The sequence below is a fragment of the Streptomyces sp. NPDC044719 genome (assembly GCF_056433405.1).
Map to the genome: position 1 here is coordinate 75,943 of NZ_JBWKHE010000010.1, position 18,501 is coordinate 94,443.

An 18,501-nucleotide genomic window follows, 5' to 3' on the forward strand; every position below is an offset into this window, starting at 1 on the left:
GGACAGGCCTTAGGTAACCGGACAGGCCTTAGGGGAAGCGTGCGGGCTTGAGCGGCAGGGCGGCCCAGATCACCTTGCCGCCGCTCGCGGTGTATTCGACCTCACACCTGCCGCCCGCCTCCCGGGTGACCTCGCGCACCAGCAGCAGTCCGCGGCCGCCGGTCCGGCCGTGGTCGGCCTCCAGGGCGGTGGGCCGGTACGGGTGGTTGTCCTCCACGGACACGCGCAGCCACTCCGCCCCGACGGCCACCTCGACGGCGACCGTGGGCGACAGCACCGCCGCGTGCTTCACGGCGTTCGTCACCAGCTCCGAGACGATCAGCAGCAGGCCCTGGGCCAGGTCGTCCGAGACCGGCACACCCTGACGCAGCAGCAGGTCCCGTACGGCGTGCCGCGCCTGCGGGACCGAGGCGTCGACGGCCGGCGCGGTGAACCGCCAGACACCCTCGTACGGCAGCGGATCCGCGGGCCCGAGGGGCACCGCGCCGCCCTGTGGGCGTGGGCCGGACCCATGCCCCTCGTCGTCCATTGTCCGGTCGCCACCCTCGCGCTCGATTGTCGCCACGTCTCGAGTGTTGGTAACGATGCGCTCCGTACCCCGGGACTGAACAGAAGTCAGCAAGTATCGAGCACTTCTGACCGTTGGCGTATGACACGGTCAGTTGTGGGACTGGTCCTGTCCCTGTTGCGCCGTCTCGGCGAACTATTCGGGTTGTACGGGTTTGCCTTGCGGATAGCATCCGGCGCATGGAGCCGCAGTTGCTGAACAGCGTGACCGACTCGGTCGCGACGGTCGTCATCCGTCATCCGGAGAAGCGCAACGCCATGACGGCCGCGATGTGGCGCTCGCTGCCGCCGCTCCTGGAGGGGCTGGCCGGCGATCCGGCCGTCCGGGCGCTGGTGCTCACCGGCGAGGGCGGGACGTTCTGCGCCGGTGCCGACATCTCGACGCTCCGGGGCTCGCCGGAGGAGGCACAGAGCCTCGCCGTGCGGGCCGAGGAGGCGCTCGCCGCGTTTCCGAAGCCGACCCTGGCCGCCGTGCGCGGGCACTGTGTGGGCGGCGGGGCACAGCTCGCGGCGGCCTGTGATCTGCGGTTCGCCGAGGAAGGGGCGCTGTTCGGTGTGACGCCGGCGAAGCTCGGCATCGTGTACCCGGCGTCCTCGACCAGGCGGCTGGTGTCCCTGGTGGGTCCGGCCACCGCCAAGTACCTGCTGTTCTCCGGCGAGCTGATCGACACGGAGCGGGCGCTGCGCACCGGTCTGGCGGACGAGGTGCTGCCCGAGGGTGAACTCGGCGAGCGGGTCGCCGAGTTCACCCGGATCCTGGTGTCCCGTTCGCAGCTGACGCAGGCGGCGGCGAAGGAGTTCGCGAACGGCGGTACGGACCGGGACGCGCACTGGGCCGGGCAGGCGCGCGCGAGCGGCGACACCGCGGAGGGCGTCGCCGCGTTCCTGGAGCGCAGGCAGCCGCGGTTCGACTGGAGTGTGCCTACGTCAGGATGACGTCGGCGTGCGACCGGAGCAGTTCGACGATGTGCGCGGGCGCCTTCTCGGGTGATCCGGCGTCGTAGGGCGGCTGCGGGTCGTACTCCGTGGCGAGCTGGACGATCTGGGCGTGATCGTCGCCCGCGATCCGGCCGAGCAGGGTCAGTCCCATGTCGATGCCGGCGGAGACGCCGGCCGCGGTGACGTACTTGCCGTCGGTGACGACCCGCTCCCCCGTGGGCTCGGCCCCGAAGCGCTTCAGTTCCTCCAGGGTCAGCCAGTGGGAGGTCGCGCGGCGGCCCCGGAGGAGTCCGGCGGCGGCGAGCAGCAGGGAGCCGGTGCACACGGACGTCGTCCAGGTGCTGCCGGCGTCGGCGGCGCGCAGCCAGTCCAGGAGCGGCTCGTGCGCCATCAGCGACTCCTGGCCCGGGCCGCCGGGGACGACGACGATGTCCGGATTCGGTACGTCGGCCAGGGCCCGGTCGGCGACGACGGCGAGGTTCCCCGAGTCGTTCCGGACGGGGCCGGTCCGCTCGGCGACGAAGACGGTCTCCGCGTCCGGGACCCGGCCCAGGGTCTCGTAGGGGCCGACGGCGTCGAGGGCGGTGAAGCGGTCGTAGAGGACGATGGCGATCTGCATGCGGGGTTCCTTCCGTCGATGCGAGTCGATGCGAGAGGGGCTCAGGGCGTGGTCGCGGGGCGGAAGCGGCGGCGGTACTCGGCCGGGGGCGTCCCGAGGGCCTTGACGAAGGCCCGGCGCATGGCCTCGGGTGTGCCGTAGCCGCTGGTGCGGGAGATCTCCTCGATGCCGCCGGCGGTGTCCTCCAGGAGACGGCGGGCGTGTTCGAGGCGGACGCGGTCCACGTACCGCCCGGGCGTCATACCGGTCTCGGCCCGGAAGGCGCGGGCGAAGTGGCGGGGCGAGAGGCGGGCGCGGGCGGCGAGGGCCTCCACGCAGAGGTCGGCGTCCGGGCGTTCGGTGATGAACCGCTGGACGTCCCGGAGGGGCTCGCGATGAGCGGTCTGGGCTTCGAGCTGGGCGCTGAACTGGGCCTGGTTCCCGGGGCGCCGCAGAAAGACCACCAGGTGGCGGGCGATGGCGAGGGCGGCGTCCCGGCCGAGGTCCTCCTCGACCAGGGCCAGGGCGAGGTCGATGCCCGCGGTGACACCGGCCGAGGTGGCGATGTGCCCGTCGCGTACGTAGACGGGGTCGGGGTCGATCTCGACGGCCGGGTGGTCACGGGCCAGCCGGTCGCAGTACGCCCAGTGCGTCGTGGCGCGGCGGCCGTCCAGGAGCCCGGCCTCGGCGAGTACGGCCGCACCGGTGCACACGGAGACCAGGCGCACGGCACGCGGCCCGTGCTCGCGCACCCAGTCGACCAGGCGAGGGTCCGGATCGAGGGAGCCCGGACCGCCGGGGACGAGCAGGGTGTGCGGGTCGGAGACCCCGTCCAGGGAATCGTCGGGTACGAGGGTCAGGCCGCTGCTGGTCCGCACGGGCGCGCCGTCCGGGGAGGCCGTGCGGATCCGGTATGTCCCCGGGGAGAGCAGCTCCGCGCCCGCGAAGACCTCCACGGGCCCCGTGACGTCGAGACTCTGCACGCCGTCGAGGAGGACGGCGAGAACGGTGCGCTGGGCCATGCCCTTGATTCTTCGCGGGCCCGGAGCGTGGCCGCAATGACGAAGTTCCCACCTTTCCTGCCATGGGATGTGCGGCCCTGGAGGACATACCAAGCGGTTGGTAACCTGCCCGGCATGACGACTGCCGCCCTTGAGCCGCGCGCCGGCCGACGCTGCCAGAACGTGCTCAACTCCCTGCACGCGACGCACTACTTCTCGCCGGATCTGGGACGGGAGGTGGGTGCTGCCGGGATCACCCATCCCCACGCCGTGAACTTCGCCGTACGGGCCGCCGCGTTCGGACCCGTGGGGCCCGGTGCGGTGGCGGCGGCCTTCTACAACTACAAGTACGAGCTCGTGGCCCGGCACGTGCCGGCGGTGTGGGAGAGCGCCACACCCGGGCAGGTGCTGGCGGCACGCGTGCGTGCGGTCGACGCGACGCTGCGGCGCCTGCTGGGCGAAGAGGTCCTGGCGTCGGCGGAGATGGCCGAGGCCGCGCGGCTCGCGCTGCGCGCCACCGAGGCCTGTTCGCGCGGCGCGAGGCCGCTGTACGCCGCCCATGCGGACCTGCCCGTCCCCGAGGAGCCGCACCTCGCGTACTGGCACGCGGCGACCCTGCTGCGCGAGCACCGGGGCGACGGGCACCTGGCCGCCCTGATGTCCGCGGGTCTCGACGGTCTCGAGGCGATGGTGACCCACACGGCGACGGGCAAGGGCATGGCCCCGAAGTGGGTGTTCACCACCCGGGGCTGGAACCAGGAGGACTGGGACGCGGCGACGGACCGGCTGCGGGAGCGCGGGCTGCTGGACACGGCCGGCGAGCTCTCCGAGCGGGGTGCCGCCCTGCGCGAGGAGATCGAGCGGGAGACGGACCGGCTCGACCGGGCCCCGTACGAGCACCTGGGCCCGGAGGGCGTGGCCCGGCTGACCGAGCTCGGCGCCGGTTTCGCGCAGGCCGCGCTCGTGGCCGGGGCCTTCCCGGCGGATCTGGTCGGCAAGGGCTGAGGGCCGCGGCGCACCGGGGTGAACCGTGGCCGGGACACGCGTGTTCGGTCGTGACGCATGGTGAGGCTCTGGTGAGGTACCCGGCCTTTCCCGATCGGTGCGGTCGGGAGAGGAAAGGGGAAACACCGTGTTCCGTGCTATCGCAGACGTGCTGCGCCAGATCGGCGGCGCCATCGCCACCGTCGTGACCCTGCCCTTCCGGGCCCTGGCCCGCCTCTTCGGCGGGGCCTCGTCCGCCACCCGCAGCCGCAGGGCCTGACCGGGGGCCGCCGGCGACCTGCCGGGGGTACCGCCCTGGACCCCGAGTGTCGGTGTCACCTGCCACAATTGCCGCGCAACCTCAGTGGAGAAGGCGGTACGGGATCGTGACGACACCCGGGTCCATCGAAGTAGGGTCCATCGAAGGCAGGATCGCCGAGGAGCTCGGCGTACGGGAGCGGCAGGTCAGGGCCGCCGTGGAACTGCTCGACGGCGGTTCTACGGTGCCCTTCATCGCTCGCTACCGCAAGGAAGCGACCGAGATGCTCGACGACGCGCAGCTGCGCACCGTCGAGGAGCGGCTGCGCTATCTGCGGGAGCTCGAGGAGCGGCGGGCGGCGATCCTGGAGTCGGTGCGCGAGCAGGGCAAGCTCACCGAGGAGCTTCAGGCGCGGATCCGGGGCGCCGAGACCAAGGCGCGCCTGGAGGACATCTACCTCCCGTACAAGCCCAAGCGGCGCACCAAGGCGCAGATCGCCCGCGAGGCGGGTCTCGAGCCGCTGGCGGAGGGGCTGCTCGGCGATCCGGGTGTCGAGCCCCTCGCCGCGGCGGCCGCGTTCGTCGACGCCGACAAGGGCGTGGCCGATCCGCAGGCCGCCCTCGACGGCGCCCGGGCGATCCTCACCGAGCGGTTCTCGGAGGACGCCGACCTGATCGGCGAGCTGCGCGAGCGCATGTGGGTGCGCGGGCGGCTGGCCGCCAAGGTGCGGGACGGCAAGGAGGAGGCGGGAGCGAAGTTCGCCGACTACTTCGACTTCGCCGAGCCGTTCACCGAGCTGCCCTCGCACCGCGTCCTGGCCATGCTGCGCGGCGAGAAGGAGGATGTCCTCGAGCTGGCTCTGGAGCCCGAGGAAGCCACGGACGGCCCGTCGTCCTACGAGGGGATCGTCGCGAACCGGTTCGGGATCGCCGACCGGGGCCGGCCCGGCGACAAGTGGCTCAAGGACACCGTCCGTTGGGCGTGGCGCACCCGTATCCTCGTGCACCTCGGCATCGACCTGCGGCTGCGGCTGCGCACGGCCGCCGAGGACGAGGCGGTGCGGGTCTTCGCGGCGAATCTGCGCGACCTGCTGCTCGCGGCCCCGGCGGGTACGCGCGCGACACTCGGCCTGGACCCCGGTTTCCGCACGGGCGTGAAGGTCGCCGTGGTGGACGCGACCGGCAAGGTCGTCGCGACGGACGTCATCCACCCGCACGTCCCGGCCAACCGGTGGGACGAGGCCATCGCCAAGCTGGCCCGGCTCGCCAAGGAGCACGCGGTCGAGCTGGTCGCCATCGGCAACGGCACGGCGTCCCGCGAGACCGACAAACTCGCCGGGGAGCTGATCAGCAAGCACCCGGAGCTGAAGCTCACGAAGGTGATGGTCTCCGAGGCCGGCGCGTCCGTGTACTCGGCATCCGCGTTCGCCTCGCAGGAGCTGCCCGACATGGACGTGTCGCTGCGCGGTGCCGTGTCGATCGCGCGGCGGCTCCAGGACCCGCTGGCCGAGCTGGTGAAGATCGACCCGAAGTCGATCGGCGTCGGCCAGTACCAGCACGACCTGTCCGAGCTGAAGCTGTCGCGCTCGCTGGACGCGGTGGTGGAGGACTGTGTGAACGGCGTGGGCGTGGACGTCAACACGGCGTCGGCCCCGCTGCTCGCCCGGGTCTCCGGCATCACCTCCGGGCTCGCCGAGAACATCGTGGCGCACCGGGACGCCAACGGGCCGTTCACGTCCCGGGGCGGGCTGAAGAAGGTGGCGCGGCTCGGTCCCAAGGCGTACGAGCAGTGTGCGGGCTTCCTGCGGATCCGCGGCGGTGACGACCCGCTGGACGCGTCCAGCGTGCACCCGGAGGCCTACCCGGTCGTGCGGCGCATGGTGAAGACCAGCGGCCAGGAGGTCGCCGCGCTCATCGGCAACACCGGTGCGCTGCGCTCGCTGAAGCCGCAGGACTTCGTGGACGAGACGTTCGGTCTGCCGACCGTCACCGACATCCTGAAGGAGCTGGAGAAGCCGGGCCGCGACCCGCGTCCGGGTTTCAAGACGGCCGCCTTCCAGGAGGGCGTGGAGAAGATCTCCGACCTGTCGGCCGGGATGGTCCTGGAGGGCGTCGTGACGAACGTCGCCGCCTTCGGGGCGTTCGTCGACGTCGGTGTGCACCAGGACGGCCTGGTGCACGTCTCCGCGATGTCGAAGACGTTCGTCAAGGACCCCCGGGACGTGGTGAAGCCGGGGGACATCGTCAAGGTGAAGGTCCTCGACGTCGACATCCCGCGCAAGCGGATCTCGCTGACGCTGCGCCTGGACGACGAGGCGGCGGCCTCGCAGGGCCAGGGCGGCGGCTCCGGTGAGCGCCGGCAGCGGGGCGGGCGTCCGCCGCAGCAGCGGCAGGGTGGGCGTGGCGGTGGTGGCGGCCGTGGCGGGTCGCGTCAGGCGCCGCCGCCTGCCAACAGCGCGATGGCCGACGCGTTGCGCCGCGCGGGGCTGGCGGACCCCAAGGGCGGTAAGCGCTGACGGCTCCGCCAGGGAGGTCGTGGGGAGCTGCGGGTCCGTTGTGGCTGGTCGCGCTCGCGCGGCGGAGCCGCAGATCGAAACGGTCCCGCGGCCCCTGGGAAAGAGGCGCTTCGCGCCCTTTCCGTTCTAGGGTTGCTGAATGCGTGCCATTACCTGGGAAGTGTCCGGGAGCCAGGGGTTCGAGACCGCCTGGGCCGAGCGGGAGGACGGCGTGCTGCGGGCCCGGGGGCGGGCCGTCGGTACCGTTCCGGAGCCGTACTGGATCTCGTACGAGCTCGAGACCGCCGAAGGCTTCGTGACCCGGCGGCTGAGCGTCACCGCGGCGACCGAGGACGGGACCCGCGAGCTCGATCTACGGCACGACGGTCAGGGCCACTGGACCGCGAACGGCGAGCCGCTGCCCGACATCGACGGCGCTCTCGACTGCGATCTCGGGCTGTGCCCACTCACCAACACCATGCCGGTGCTCCGGCACGGGCTTCATCAGGCGCCCGGAGAGCGGCAGTTCCTGATGGCCTGGGTGTCGGTGCCGGACCTGGGCGTGCTGCCCTCGCGGCAGACGTACACGCATCTGGGGCCCGGGCGGGTCCGTTTCACCTCCGGTGACTTCCGCAGCGACCTGGAGTTCGACGAGGAGGGGTACGTCGTGGACTACCCCTCTCTCGCCACCCGTCTGACGGCTCGCTAGCGCTCGGTCACCTTGCCGTCCGCCACCTCCAGGCGGCGCGTCACCCGGACGGCGTCCAGCATGCGGCGGTCGTGCGTGACCAGCAGGAGCGTGCCCTCGTAGGCGTCGAGGGCCGACTCCAGCTGCTCGATGGCGGGCAGGTCGAGGTGGTTGGTCGGCTCGTCGAGGACCAGGAGGTTGACGCCCCGGCCCTGGAGCAGCGCCAGCGCGGCTCTCGTGCGCTCGCCCGGGGAGAGGGTCGCCGCCGGGCGTAGGACATGCTCCGACTTGAGGCCGAACTTGGCCAGGAGGGTGCGGATCTCGACCGGTTCGGTGTCCGGGACGGCCGCCCGGAAGGCGTCGAGCAGGGCCTCCTGGCCGTGGAAGAGCTTGCGGGCCTGGTCGACCTCGCCGAGCAGGACGCCCGAGCCGAGCGCGGCGTGCCCGGCGTCGAGCGGGACACGGCCGAGCAGGGCGGCCAGCAGCGTGGACTTGCCCGCGCCGTTCGCGCCGGTCACCGCCACCCGGTCCGCCCAGTCGATCTGGAGGGACACCGGGCCGAGGACGAAGCCGCCGCGGCGCACCTCGGCGTCCCGCAGGGTCGCGACGACGGCGCCCGAGCGCGGCGCCGACGCGATCTCCATGCGCAGTTCCCACTCCTTGCGCGGCTCCTCGACGACATCCAGGCGTTCGATCATGCGCTGGGTCTGCCGGGCCTTCGCGGCCTGCTTCTCGCTGGCCTCGCTGCGGAACTTGCGGCCGATCTTGTCGTTGTCGTTGCCCGCCTTGCGGCGCGCGTTCTTCACGCCCTTGTCCATCCAGGACCGCTGGGTCCGGGCGCGGTCCTCAAGGGCGGTCTTCTTTCCCTCGTACTCCTCGTACTCGTCGCGGGCGTGCCGGCGGGCGACGTCCCGCTCCTCGAGGTAGGCGTCGTAGCCGCCGCCGTAGAGGTTGATCTGCCCTTGGGCGAGGTCGAGTTCGAGGACCTTGGTGACGGTGCGGGTGAGGAACTCGCGGTCGTGGCTGACGACGACCGTGCCGGCGCGCAGGCCGCTCACAAAGCGTTCGAGGCGTTCCAGGCCGTCCAGGTCGAGGTCGTTGGTCGGCTCGTCGAGGAGGAAGACGTCGTAGCGGGAGAGCAGCAGGGAGGCGAGGCCGGCGCGGGCCGCCTGGCCGCCGGACAGGGACGTCATGGGCTGGTCCAGGTCGACCGCGAGGCCCAGTGAGTCGGCGATCTCCTCGGCGCGTTCGTCGAGGTCGGCGCCGCCGAGCCCGAGCCAGCGCTCCAGGCTGGTGGCGTAGGCGTCGTCGGCGCCGGGGGCCGCGTCGACCAGGGCCTGGGTCGCCTCGTCCATGGTCCGCTGGGCCTCGGCGACGCCGGTGCGGCGGGCCAGGAACGCCCGGACGGTCTCGCCGGGCCGGCGGTCCGGCTCCTGCGGGAGGTGGCCGACGGTGGCGGTCGGTGGGGACAGGCGCAGTTCGCCCTGCTCGGGTGCGGTGAGTCCGGCGAGCATCCTGAGCAGGGTGGACTTGCCGGCGCCGTTGGCTCCGACCAGGCCGATCACATCGCCGGGCGCGACGACGAGGTCGAGCCCGGTGAACAGGGAGCGGTCGCCGTGGCCGGCGGCGAGATTCTTGGCGACGAGGGTGGCAGTCATCAGGTCGCCGATATTAGTGGGCCGCTCCGTGGGTCACTGCCGTCACCAGGACACTTCCGGAGGTGCGCGCCACGACGTAGGACCGTCCCCTCACCGACCTGGCGTCGAGGACGAGGTGGTGACGGCCCGGTTCGAGGACGCCGTCGAAGATCTCGTGGGTGTGGGTGCGGGAGAGCCGGTCGAGGCGGTAGGCGGTGAGGGTGACCCGGCAGGCGGAGGTGACCTCGATGTCCGCCCCGCTGTCGGCGGCGGTCAGGCCGGTGAGGCGGTGCTGTGCCACCGTGCCCCGGTCCAGGGCGTGTTCGATCTGGGCGACGAGGAGGGGGACGATCGGGGCGAGGCCGTCGACGTAGGCGACGGGGACCTCGGCCTGTTCGAAGGCGCGGCGGACGGCGGCGCGGTCCCGCTCGCCGGTCGCGCGGCCGAAGGCGACGGCGCCGTAGGCGCGCAGTTCGTCGGCGGGCACTCCGTCGGCGTCGTGGGCGATGTCGGCGCCGACGCCGATGGTGCGTAACGCCGCGGCGAGCTTGGCCAGGACCGCGACGCGGGGGCCGATCAGCAGGACGCGGCGCCGGGTGTCCGGGGCTGAGCCGTTCAGCAGGGCGCTCAAGGCCGCGCGGTACTCGGCGCCGCGGAAGCGGAACGGGCCGATGCCGTGGTAGCCGTTGAGGTCGAGGTCGGCGTGTTCGTCGGTCTGCCAGGCGAAGTCCCGCCAGATGAAGTCCTCGCCGTCCCGCCGGATGAGCGCGGTGACGGCTCCGCACGCCAGGTCCTCGCACTCCGGGCAGCCGTAGACGACGTAGCGGCCGCCGGGCAGGGGCGCCGGGCTCTCCAGGAGCAGGCTGCGGACCTGTGCGGTGAAGATGGCGGGCGGGACGTCGGAGGCGAGCGGGGAGACGGCGTCGAGGTCGGAGAGCCGGAACAGCAGCGGGCGTCCGTCGACGATGAAGTCCACGAAGTCCCGGTGGACCTGGTAACCGCCGTCGTGGAGAACTCCGCCGGCCCGCATCGCGGGTGCCAGGCCGAAGGTCGCGTATTCGGCACACATGCTGTGAGTATCCCCATACTGCGCGTGATGTGAGCACGGCATGACATATTCCGCTACGGTCCCGGCATGGCGGGCGAGCGGAGCGACGAGATCCTGGTGGTCGGTGGCGGGGTCGTCGGGTTGACGACGGCGGTGCTGCTGGCCGAACGCGGGCGGCGGGTGCGGGTGTGGACGCGGGACGCCGTCGAGGCGACCACCTCAGCGGTTGCGGGGGCGCTGTGGTGGCCGTACCGGATCGAGCCGGCCGCGCTCGCGCGTGCGTGGGCGCTGCGGTCGCTGGAGGTGTACGAGGAGCTGGCGGCGCGGCCCGGACCGACCGGCGTACGCATGGTCGAAGGGGTACTGGGCGAGACCCGTCTCGACGAGGTCGACGGGTGGCTGGCGGGGCGGGTACCGGGGCTGCGGCAGGCCAGGGCCGGGGAGTACGCGGGCACGGGCGTCCGGGCACGGCTTCCCCTGATCGACATGCCCGCTCATCTGCCGTGGCTGCGGGAGCGGTTCGTGGCCGCGGGCGGGGTGGTCGAGGCCCGTACGGTGTCCTCGTTCGCGGAGGCCGACGCGCCGGTCGTGGTCAACTGCACGGGGCTCGGGGCACGTGAGCTGGTGCCGGATCCGTCCGTGCGGCCCGTGCGCGGGCAGTTGGTGGTCGTGGAGAACCCCGGGATCGACACGTTTCTCGTCACCACCGATGCGGCCGGGGAGCACGCGTACATGTTTCCGCAGCCGGCCGGTCTCGTCCTCGGCGGTACGGCGGAGGAGGACGCGTGGTCGCCAGAGCCAGACCCCGCGACGGCCGAGGCGATCGTCCGCCGCTGCGCGGCACTGCGGCCGGAGATCGCCCGGGCGCGCGTCCTGGAACACCGGGTCGGACTGCGCCCAACCCGCCCCGCGGTCCGCCTGGACCGCGACGCCCTGCCGGACGGCCGGCTCCTGGTGCACAACTACGGCCACGGCGGCGCGGGCGTCACGGTGGCGTGGGGGTGCGCGGAGGAAGCGGTGCGGCTGGTCTGCGACGGAGGGGACGGGGCGCAGCGCGGCTGACGGCCTCCGACCGGGGTGAAGGCAACCGGCCCGCTCGACCCGAAGCACTCCGGCCCGGCCGCTCCAGCGGCCAGCGCCGCGCGCGCGGCAAGGGCCCCGGGGCCGTGGAGCCCGAAGCACCCGGGCCGAGAACGCCCAGGCCGCCGAAAGCCGGATGCCCCCGGCCCAAGGCGTCGGAGCCGTCGGGCTCCGACGCCCCGGTCGGGGGCATCCGGCAGGGCGGGCGCTCGGTCAGTGCTTGCCGATCGGGTCGCCCTCGACGTCCGGGCCCCGGCCAGGGCCGACCCGGAACTCGAACTCGCCGTCGTACTTCTTGTGGCCTTCCATGACGGCCATCTCGACGGCCTCGGACCCCATCTGCTCACGCACCATCACCGGGTCGCGGCGCAGGTCGCGCATGAGGGCGACGCACATGAGGGTCATCACGACGACGAACGGCGCCGCCGCGAGGATGGTGAGGTTCTGCAGGCCTGTCAGCGCGTCGCCCGAGCCGCTGCCGACGAGCAGCATGATCGCGGCCACCGCACCGGTGACGACACCCCAGAACACCACCACCAGGCGGCCGGGTTCGAGCGCGCCCTTCTGCGAGAGCGTGCCCATGACGATCGACGCCGCGTCGGCGCCGGAGACGAAGAAGATGCCGACGAGGATCATCACCAGCAGGCTGGTGACGGTGGCGATGGGGAACTGCTGCAGCACGTCGAAGAGCTGGCCCTCGGGGGTCGCCTCCTTGCCGAGCCTGTTCTCCTCCTGCATCTTCATCGCCGAGCCGCCGAAGATCGCGAACCAGATCAGGCTGACCGTGCTGGGCACGAGGATGACGCCGCCGATGAACTGCCGGATGGTCCGGCCCCGGCTGATCCGGGCGATGAACATGCCGACGAACGGCGTCCAGGAGATCCACCACGCCCAGTAGAAGACGGTCCAGCTGCCCAGCCAGTCCGCGACGCCCTCCCCGCCGCTCGCCTCCGTGCGGCCGGCCAGCTGGGGCAGGTCGCCGAGGTAGGCGAAGACCGACGTCGGCAGCAGGTCGAGGACGATGATGGTCGGGCCCGCCACGAACACGAACAGGGCGAGGACCAGCGCCAGCACCATGTTGGTGTTGGACAGCCACTGGATGCCCTTCTCCACACCGGAGATCGCGGACGCGACGAAGGCCAGGGTCAGCACCGCGATGATCGCGACGAGCAGCCCGGTGCTCACCTTGTCCATCCAGCCCAGCTCCTGCACTCCGGAGCCGATCTGCAGCGCGCCGAGTCCCAGGGAGGCGGCGGAGCCGAAGATGGTCGCGACGATCGCGAGGATGTCGATGACGCGGCCAGGGGTGCCGTTCGCGTGCTTCTTGCCGATGAGCGGGGTGAAGACGGCGCTGATGGTCTGGCGCCGCCGCCTGCGGAAGGTGCTGTAGGCGATGGCGAGGCCCACCACGGCGTAGATCGCCCACGGGTGGAGCGTCCAGTGGAACAAGGTGGTGGCCATGGCCGTCTCCATGCGTTCACCGGAGTCGGCCGGATTCGAGCCCGGCGGGGGCGTCGAGTAGTGCGACAGCGGTTCGCTCACGCCGTAGAACATCAGGCCGATGCCCATGCCCGCGCTGAACATCATCGCGACCCAGGACACCGTGCGGAACTCGGGCTCCTCACCCTCCGCACCGAGGTGGATACGGCCGTAACGGCTGGCCGCGATCCAGAGGGCGAACACGACGAAGCCGGAGGCGGCGAGCATGAACGCCCAGCCGCCGTTGTGCATCAGCCCGCTGAGCATGCTCGTGGAGACGGATTCGAGCGAGTCGGTCGCCGTGGCGCCCCAGATCACGAAGGCGAGGGTGAGCGCCGCCGTGACACCGAAGACGATCCGGTCGGTCTGAGGCCTCTCCTGACCGGGGAGGCCCGCTTCCGAACCCGGCAGCGTGCCTCCCCCGTGAGGATGCTTCTCGCTTGGTCGGTCATGTGTCACAGGCGGCACCTTTCATTGGAACGTAGGAGGAACGTAAGTCCTCCGTAACGCCCCTACCACGTGTGGCGCAAATTCATCCTCCTCAACATTGCGGTTCGGACTCGGCTGCCGTGAGGTGGTACGTGGCCCGTTCGTCGAGCAGCAGCGGGACGAGTGCCCGCAGGGGCTGGCGCAGGGGGACGAGCACGCCCTCGGCATCCTTCCGTACGCGCACACCGTGCAGCGCGAGTTCGTCGCCGACCTCGGCGTACTGCTCGGCGGTGAGCCGGTAGCCGCAGGGCGGGTTCTGGATCACCTCGGCGGGTTCGGGCGTGTCGTTGTCGGCGCCGCCGACGTAGACCGGGCCGGTGGCCGCCCAGCCGGCGAGCCGGGCCTTGCCCGTCGTGGCCTCGATGCGGCCCCGGCGCTGTTCGGTGTATCCGAACAGACCCTTGAGCGCGTCCAGTTGGGAGGTGACCCGGCGCCGGTTGTTCAGCGCCTCGTCCGCCTTCTCCGCTTCGGTGAGCGGATCCACACGGCTCTCGATGAGCAGTCCGACCGAATGCTTTACACCGGACATATTGCGCAGAATGCGCTCCTGCCCGTCTCCGGCGACCTGTTTGATCGGTTCGCCGGTTTCGGGATCGGTCCAGATGCCGTAGGTGCCGGTCGAGTGACCGGCCCGCTGCGCCGCGGGGCGGACGTAGGCCTCGGACAGGGTCTTCGCCTCGTCGTGGACCGCGTCATGGGTGTTGAGGTTGCGTGGCCACAGATCGAAGAGCGCTTTGTCGTAGTACTGGGGGGTTGCGCCGTATTCGTGCAGGTCGTAGATGATGTCGGGGCGCTGGTCGCGGATGAGCGTGGCCAGGGCACGGCCCTCGGCGGTCTTGAGGGCGAGGTGGTCGCGGTTGATGTCGACGCCGTCGCTGTTGCCGCGGGTGTTCGCGGCCCGGCCGTCGGGGTTGGCCGTGGGCACGACGAGCACGGTGGTGCGGTCCAGGAAGCGCCGGGTGCGGCTGTCTCGGGCGTGTGCGAGGTCACGGACGGTGGTGAGACAGGCCTCGCGGCCGGAGGGTTCGTCGCCGTGCTGGCTGCACACGAGGAGCACCTTGTTCGGGCTCGGGCTTGTGCCGATGCGGACGAGTTGGAGCGGGCGGTCCTGCTTCGTCGTACCGAAGCGGGTCAGGGAGACCCGGCTGCTCGACCGGTCGACGGCCCGGAGGAAGTCCTGCTCCTCGGGCTGGGTGGTCCAGCGGGCGCCGTAGGTCCGCTCGAAGCCGGTGCGCGGCGGGGAGTCGCCGGCCGTGGCCGCCTGGGCGGGGACGGCCACCAGGGACGCGGCGAGGGCGGCGGTCAAGGTCAGGGCGCGGACGCGGTTCACTGGGTTCCCTCCGGGACGCGATGGGTGGTGCGCGGTTCCCGTACGCCGTCCAGGAGCGCGGCCACGGGCGGGGTGAACGCGGCACCCGCGGTGGCACGGGCGAAGGCGGCGGGCCCGCCGACGAACGGCACGTCGGCCGAGGTGCGGGAGAGGTCGAGCGCCAGCTTCGGCGTGTCGGCGGGAGGGTCGATGAGGCCCTTGTCGGTGCCCGCGACGATCAGGGCCAGACGGTGTCCCTTCGGGACGACGTGGTCGGTCGCCGCCAGGTCGAGGGTGATCGTGTACCGCTTGCCCGGGGTGAGCGGGGAGCCCTTGTCGTCCGAGGCGTGGTTGCCGAGGTCGGCCCAGCCGCGGCTGACGACCGTGTAGTCGACGTCGGCGGTCTTGGCCTTCGCCTCCTTGAAGCAGGAGCTGTCGCCGGGGGTGCTCGCGCCCCAGCAGGTGCGGTTCGGGAGGGTGGTGATGCCTTCGCCGGCGTCGGCGTAGTCGCGGATCGTGTCGGGGCCGATGTCCACGAGGACGGCGGAGAGATGGGCCGTCGGGGTGGAGGGCGTCGCGGTGACGGTGACCTCGGAGGAGCCGGACAGACGCAGGTCGCGGGTGAGCGGCCCGGTGGTGAAACCGGCCTTCTCCGGTGTCGGCTTGTCAACCTGGGCGGCCCAGTCGGTCTCGCTCAGCTTCGGGTCGTCGGTGAAGGTCTCGGTGCCGTGGCCGCGGTGCAGGCCGAGGGTGCCGACGCCGGGCTGGATGCCCCGGTCGGGGCGCAGGGTGGTGGACCGGGTGCCGGCCGGCGGCCAGACCTCGGAGGTGCTCCACTGGTCGGGACGGCGTTCGATGTCGGCCATGGGCTCGCGGTCGATGCCGTTGTCGTAGCCCATGAGTTCGTGGTCGAACCAGCGGTGCAGGGTGTCGACCCAGGTGGCGCGGCGGAAGTCGAAGGGGTCGACGTGGCCGGTCTGGGAGAGCCAGATCTTGCGCTCGACGCCGTGCTTCGCTAGGGCGTCCCACCACTGGCCGAGGTGCTTCATGCGGACGTTGAGGTCCTGCATGCCGTGGATCAGGAAGACGCTGGCCCTGACCTTCTTCGCGTCCTTCACGTAGTCGCGCTCGGTCCACAGCGGGGTCCGGTCGCCGGTGCGCGGCGCGCCGTCGACGAGCTTCTGCTGCACGGCGCCGCACTTCTCGCGGGCGTCGGGGCTGTTGACGTAGTCGGACAGCCACTCGGGGCCGGAGTCGTAGAGCGGGGCGCCCTGCTGAAAGTAATAGTCGTACCAGGAGGAGATGGCGCTGATCGGGACGATGGTCTTCAGGCCCTTGACGCCGGTGGCGGCGACGCCGTTGGCGATGGTGCCGTCCCAGCTCTTGCCGATCATTCCGGTGCGGCCGTTGGTCCAGCCGGCCTTGGCGCGGGTGGTGCCGGTGCGGGTCGTGTAGGCCTTGGCTCGGCCGTTCAGCCAGTCGACGACGGCCTTCGCGGACTGGACGTCGGAGCGGCCGCCGACGTCGTCGCAGCCGTCGGAGCGGTTGGTTCCGGCCAGGTCGACGCCGACGAAGGCGTAGCCGCGGGGCACGAAGTAGTTGTCGTAGTACAGCGGCATCTGGACGACGTCGCCGTTCGCGTCGTACGTCTTCTTCTGGCTCTCGTTGCCGCGCCCGCAGCAGGAGTAGTACGGGCTGGCGTCCATGATGACGGGGACCTTGCGGCCCTGCCGGGCGGGTTCGCGGGGGCGGACGATGTCGACGGCGACCCGGTCGGCCTTTCCGTCACCGTCGCCGTCGAGTCCGGTGTCCACCCAGACGGCCTCGCGGACGGCCTTGTCGTACGAGTAGACGGGTTCGCTCCCGCGCGGGGCGGCCTGTGCCGCGGCCGGGGTGAGCAGTGTGGCCAAGAGGGCGGCCGTGGCCGCCGTCGCGAGCGGTCTCCAGGTCGTGAAGCACGTGCGTTTCGGCATGCGCCGGACGCTACATCGGTGAACTCCTGTTCAGAAGAGGGCAACTGACGGACCGGCGTGTCCGGGAGGGGGCCGGGGGGCGGGTGCCTCATGTCGGCCGAATGGCGATCGTGTGACAGCAGGGACCATGGACATGACTAGTGGCACAGGGAGTCAATAGGCTCCGGACAGCTTTCGGGACCTACGACTTGGAGCCTTGCGTGCACCGCAGAATCATCGCGCCGGGAGCCCTGGCAGCGGCCGTTCTCCTGCTGGCGATCCCGGCATCGGCCGCGCCCCACTCCCCCGGCGCGCCGGGCATCGGTGACCCCTACTACCCGGCCTACGGGAACGGCGGATACGACGTCTCCCACTACGACCTCCGGCTGAAGTACCAGCCGGCCACGGACGAGCTGGAGGGCACGGCGACCCTCGTGGCCCGCACCACGCAGGAGCTGTCGAGCTTCAATCTGGACTTCCTGCTGGACGTCGGCGAGGTGCTCGTCAACGGCGCGAAGGCCTCGTTCAGGACGTCGGGCGAGCACGAGCTGGAGATCACACCGAAGACGCCGCTGGCCAAGGGCGTACCCGTGACGGTCGTCGTGCGCTACCGCGGCGTGCCGTCGTCGAAGCAGGCCTACGGTTTCACGAGCTGGCACCGCACTCCGGACGGCGGTGTCGCGGCGAACGAGCCCGAGGCGGCGGCGTGGTGGTTCCCCGGCAACGACCACCCGCTCGACAAGGCCACCTACGACGTGTCCGTACTGGTCCCGGACGGCACGCAGGCCATCTCCAACGGGACGCTCCAGTCGACGAGTTCACGGCTCGGCTGGACCCGTTGGAACTGGCGCTCGAACAAGCCGCAGGCCACGTACCTCGCCACGCTCGCGGTCGGGAAGTTCGACATCACGACGGGCACAACCGAGAGCGGCATTCCGGTCCTCAACGCCTACAGCAAGGACCTGGGCGACCACGCCGGCGCGGCCCGGGCGAGCATCGAACGGACCGGGGAGATCGCGGACTGGCTGGCCGGGTACTTCGGGCCGTACCCCTACAACGCGCTCGGCGGCTATGTGCCGAACACCACCACGGGGTACGCGCTGGAGACGCAGACCCGGCCGTACTACAGCCCGCGGCAGTTCGCCAACGGGTCGAACGTGTCCCTGGTCGTCCATGAGATCGCCCACCAGTGGTACGGGGACGACGTGTCCCTGAAGCGCTGGAAGGACATCTGGATCAACGAGGGGTTCGCACGGTACGCGCAGTGGCTCTGGTCGGAGCACGAGGGCGAGGGCACGGCGCAGGAACTCGCCGACCACGTGTACGCCTCGCATCCGGCGGACGACTCGTTCTGGACGGTGAAGCCCGGGGACCCGGGTCCGGAGAACCAGTTCGACGCGGCGGTCTACGACCGGGGCGCGCTGGCCGTCCAGGCGCTGCGCAACGAGATCGGTGACGAGGCGTTCTTCGCGATCCTCAAGGGCTGGCCGCAGAAGTACGCCCATGGCAACGCGTCGGTCGCCGACTTCCGGCGCTATGCCGAGGAGGTGTCCGGGAAGCCCTTGGCCGCGCTCTTCGACACGTGGCTGTTCCAGCCGACGAAGCCGACGGCACCGGCGGCGCGGGCCGCGTCCGTCGCCGAGGCGGGCGGGTCGGTGACGCAGCCCAAGTCGTGGAAGAAGATCACCGCGACGAACGGCGTGCACGAGCACGGCCGGGCCGTAAGGGGGTCGCGTTGATCTAGCCGTGGGCGGTGGCGCTGCCGGGGCGGCCCGGGGGGGGGCAGCGGCATCGCACCCCCAGGGCGGGGGGGGGCAGCGGCATCGCACCCCCACGGCGGGGGCAGCGGCATCGCACCGACGGGCGGCAGGTGGGGGCGCAGCGGCATTACGCCGACGGGGCGGCAGAGGGAGGCGCGCCACGGCATCGCGCCTGCGGGGCGGCACACGGAGGCCCCACGGCATCACGCCGACAGGG

At 71.8% G+C, this 18,501-nt stretch carries 15 protein-coding genes; 7 read left to right on the forward strand and 8 right to left on the reverse strand.

Annotation, left to right across the window (positions count from 1 at the left end):
* Positions 1-28: 28 nt before the first annotated feature.
* Positions 29-529 (reverse strand): ATP-binding protein, encoded by a 501-nt coding sequence (locus AC07DF_RS34665; protein WP_454362859.1) that lies wholly within the window; start codon positions 527-529, stop codon positions 29-31.
* A gap of 218 nt (positions 530-747) precedes the next feature.
* Here AC07DF_RS34665 and AC07DF_RS34670 point away from each other — a divergent pair, with 218 nt between their 5' ends.
* Positions 748-1,503, forward strand: coding sequence for an enoyl-CoA hydratase/isomerase family protein (locus AC07DF_RS34670; RefSeq protein ID WP_478980374.1), 756 nt, complete (start codon positions 748-750; stop codon positions 1,501-1,503).
* Here the strand turns inward: AC07DF_RS34670 and AC07DF_RS34675 are convergent.
* Positions 1,490-2,125: a DJ-1/PfpI family protein gene (locus tag AC07DF_RS34675; protein ID WP_478980376.1), complete on the reverse strand. Its 636-nt coding sequence runs from the start codon at positions 2,123-2,125 to the stop codon at positions 1,490-1,492. The genes AC07DF_RS34670 and AC07DF_RS34675 overlap by 14 nt on opposite strands.
* Before the next feature lie 41 nt (positions 2,126-2,166).
* The gene (locus AC07DF_RS34680) at positions 2,167-3,126 is read right to left on the reverse strand and encodes a GlxA family transcriptional regulator (RefSeq protein ID WP_478980378.1); all 960 of its coding nucleotides are present in this window, start codon (positions 3,124-3,126) and stop codon (positions 2,167-2,169) included.
* Positions 3,127-3,240: 114 nt separating this feature from the next.
* Here AC07DF_RS34680 and AC07DF_RS34685 point away from each other — a divergent pair, with 114 nt between their 5' ends.
* The 4 genes from AC07DF_RS34685 to AC07DF_RS34700 all read left to right on the forward strand — a co-directional run bounded on the left by AC07DF_RS34685 (position 3,241) and on the right by AC07DF_RS34700 (position 7,551).
* Positions 3,241-4,110 carry an SCO6745 family protein gene (locus tag AC07DF_RS34685; RefSeq protein ID WP_478980380.1) on the forward strand — a complete coding sequence of 290 codons (870 nt, stop codon included), beginning with the start codon at positions 3,241-3,243 and terminating at the stop codon, positions 4,108-4,110.
* A gap of 127 nt (positions 4,111-4,237) precedes the next feature.
* Positions 4,238-4,369: an LPFR motif small protein gene (locus tag AC07DF_RS34690; protein WP_276327110.1), complete on the forward strand. Its 132-nt coding sequence runs from the start codon at positions 4,238-4,240 to the stop codon at positions 4,367-4,369.
* Between the two features lie 106 nt (positions 4,370-4,475).
* Positions 4,476-6,863 carry a Tex family protein gene (locus tag AC07DF_RS34695; protein ID WP_478980383.1) on the forward strand — a complete coding sequence of 796 codons (2,388 nt, stop codon included), beginning with the start codon at positions 4,476-4,478 and terminating at the stop codon, positions 6,861-6,863.
* Between the two features lie 139 nt (positions 6,864-7,002).
* Positions 7,003-7,551, forward strand: coding sequence for a putative glycolipid-binding domain-containing protein (locus tag AC07DF_RS34700; RefSeq protein ID WP_478980385.1), 549 nt, complete (start codon positions 7,003-7,005; stop codon positions 7,549-7,551).
* Here the strand turns inward: AC07DF_RS34700 and AC07DF_RS34705 are convergent.
* Both AC07DF_RS34705 and AC07DF_RS34710 read right to left on the reverse strand, forming a co-directional pair.
* Entirely contained in the window at positions 7,548-9,188 is a 1,641-nt protein-coding gene (locus AC07DF_RS34705) for an ABC-F family ATP-binding cassette domain-containing protein (protein WP_478980387.1), read from the reverse strand. The genes AC07DF_RS34700 and AC07DF_RS34705 overlap by 4 nt on opposite strands.
* Positions 9,189-9,201: 13 nt before the next feature.
* Entirely contained in the window at positions 9,202-10,236 is a 1,035-nt protein-coding gene (locus tag AC07DF_RS34710) for an oxidoreductase (RefSeq protein ID WP_478980389.1), read from the reverse strand.
* A 66-nt stretch (positions 10,237-10,302) separates the two neighbouring features.
* On the opposite strand from AC07DF_RS34710, the gene AC07DF_RS34715 reads away from it, so the two are divergent.
* Positions 10,303-11,277: an FAD-dependent oxidoreductase gene (locus tag AC07DF_RS34715; RefSeq protein WP_478980392.1), complete on the forward strand. Its 975-nt coding sequence runs from the start codon at positions 10,303-10,305 to the stop codon at positions 11,275-11,277.
* A 231-nt stretch (positions 11,278-11,508) separates the two neighbouring features.
* Here the strand turns inward: AC07DF_RS34715 and AC07DF_RS34720 are convergent, their stop codons facing one another.
* The 3 genes from AC07DF_RS34720 to AC07DF_RS34730 all read right to left on the reverse strand — a co-directional run bounded on the left by AC07DF_RS34720 (position 11,509) and on the right by AC07DF_RS34730 (position 16,545).
* Positions 11,509-13,233, reverse strand: coding sequence for a BCCT family transporter (locus AC07DF_RS34720; protein WP_478980394.1), 1,725 nt, complete (start codon positions 13,231-13,233; stop codon positions 11,509-11,511).
* A gap of 82 nt (positions 13,234-13,315) precedes the next feature.
* A complete protein-coding gene (locus AC07DF_RS34725) occupies positions 13,316-14,593 on the reverse strand; it encodes a M14 family metallopeptidase (RefSeq protein WP_478980396.1) in 1,278 nt (425 codons plus the stop codon).
* Positions 14,590-16,545 (reverse strand): Xaa-Pro dipeptidyl-peptidase, encoded by a 1,956-nt coding sequence (locus AC07DF_RS34730; protein ID WP_478980398.1) that lies wholly within the window; start codon positions 16,543-16,545, stop codon positions 14,590-14,592. The genes AC07DF_RS34725 and AC07DF_RS34730 overlap by 4 nt, the downstream gene beginning before the upstream one ends.
* Positions 16,546-16,745: 200 nt before the next feature.
* Here AC07DF_RS34730 and AC07DF_RS34735 point away from each other — a divergent pair, with 200 nt between their 5' ends.
* Positions 16,746-18,263, forward strand: a complete 1,518-nt coding sequence (locus AC07DF_RS34735; RefSeq protein ID WP_478980400.1) for a M1 family metallopeptidase — start codon at positions 16,746-16,748, stop codon at positions 18,261-18,263.
* Positions 18,264-18,501 lie beyond the last annotated feature (238 nt).

Excerpts from the sequence above, each read along its gene's own strand:
- AC07DF_RS34675 (WP_478980376.1), bottom strand. The coding sequence starts at position 2,125 with ATGCAGATCGCCATCGTCCTCTACGACCGCTTCACCGCCCTCGACGCC.
- AC07DF_RS34705 (WP_478980387.1), bottom strand. The coding sequence starts at position 9,188 with ATGACTGCCACCCTCGTCGCCAAGAATCTCGCCGCCGGCCACGGCGAC.
- AC07DF_RS34730 (WP_478980398.1), bottom strand. The coding sequence starts at position 16,545 with ATGCCGAAACGCACGTGCTTCACGACCTGGAGACCGCTCGCGACGGCG.
- AC07DF_RS34680 (WP_478980378.1), bottom strand. The coding sequence starts at position 3,126 with ATGGCCCAGCGCACCGTTCTCGCCGTCCTCCTCGACGGCGTGCAGAGT.
- AC07DF_RS34670 (WP_478980374.1), top strand. The coding sequence starts at position 748 with ATGGAGCCGCAGTTGCTGAACAGCGTGACCGACTCGGTCGCGACGGTC.
- AC07DF_RS34715 (WP_478980392.1), top strand. The coding sequence starts at position 10,303 with ATGGCGGGCGAGCGGAGCGACGAGATCCTGGTGGTCGGTGGCGGGGTC.
- AC07DF_RS34700 (WP_478980385.1), top strand. The coding sequence starts at position 7,003 with ATGCGTGCCATTACCTGGGAAGTGTCCGGGAGCCAGGGGTTCGAGACC.
- AC07DF_RS34710 (WP_478980389.1), bottom strand. The coding sequence starts at position 10,236 with ATGTGTGCCGAATACGCGACCTTCGGCCTGGCACCCGCGATGCGGGCC.
- AC07DF_RS34665 (WP_454362859.1), bottom strand. The coding sequence starts at position 529 with ATGGACGACGAGGGGCATGGGTCCGGCCCACGCCCACAGGGCGGCGCG.
- AC07DF_RS34685 (WP_478980380.1), top strand. The coding sequence starts at position 3,241 with ATGACGACTGCCGCCCTTGAGCCGCGCGCCGGCCGACGCTGCCAGAAC.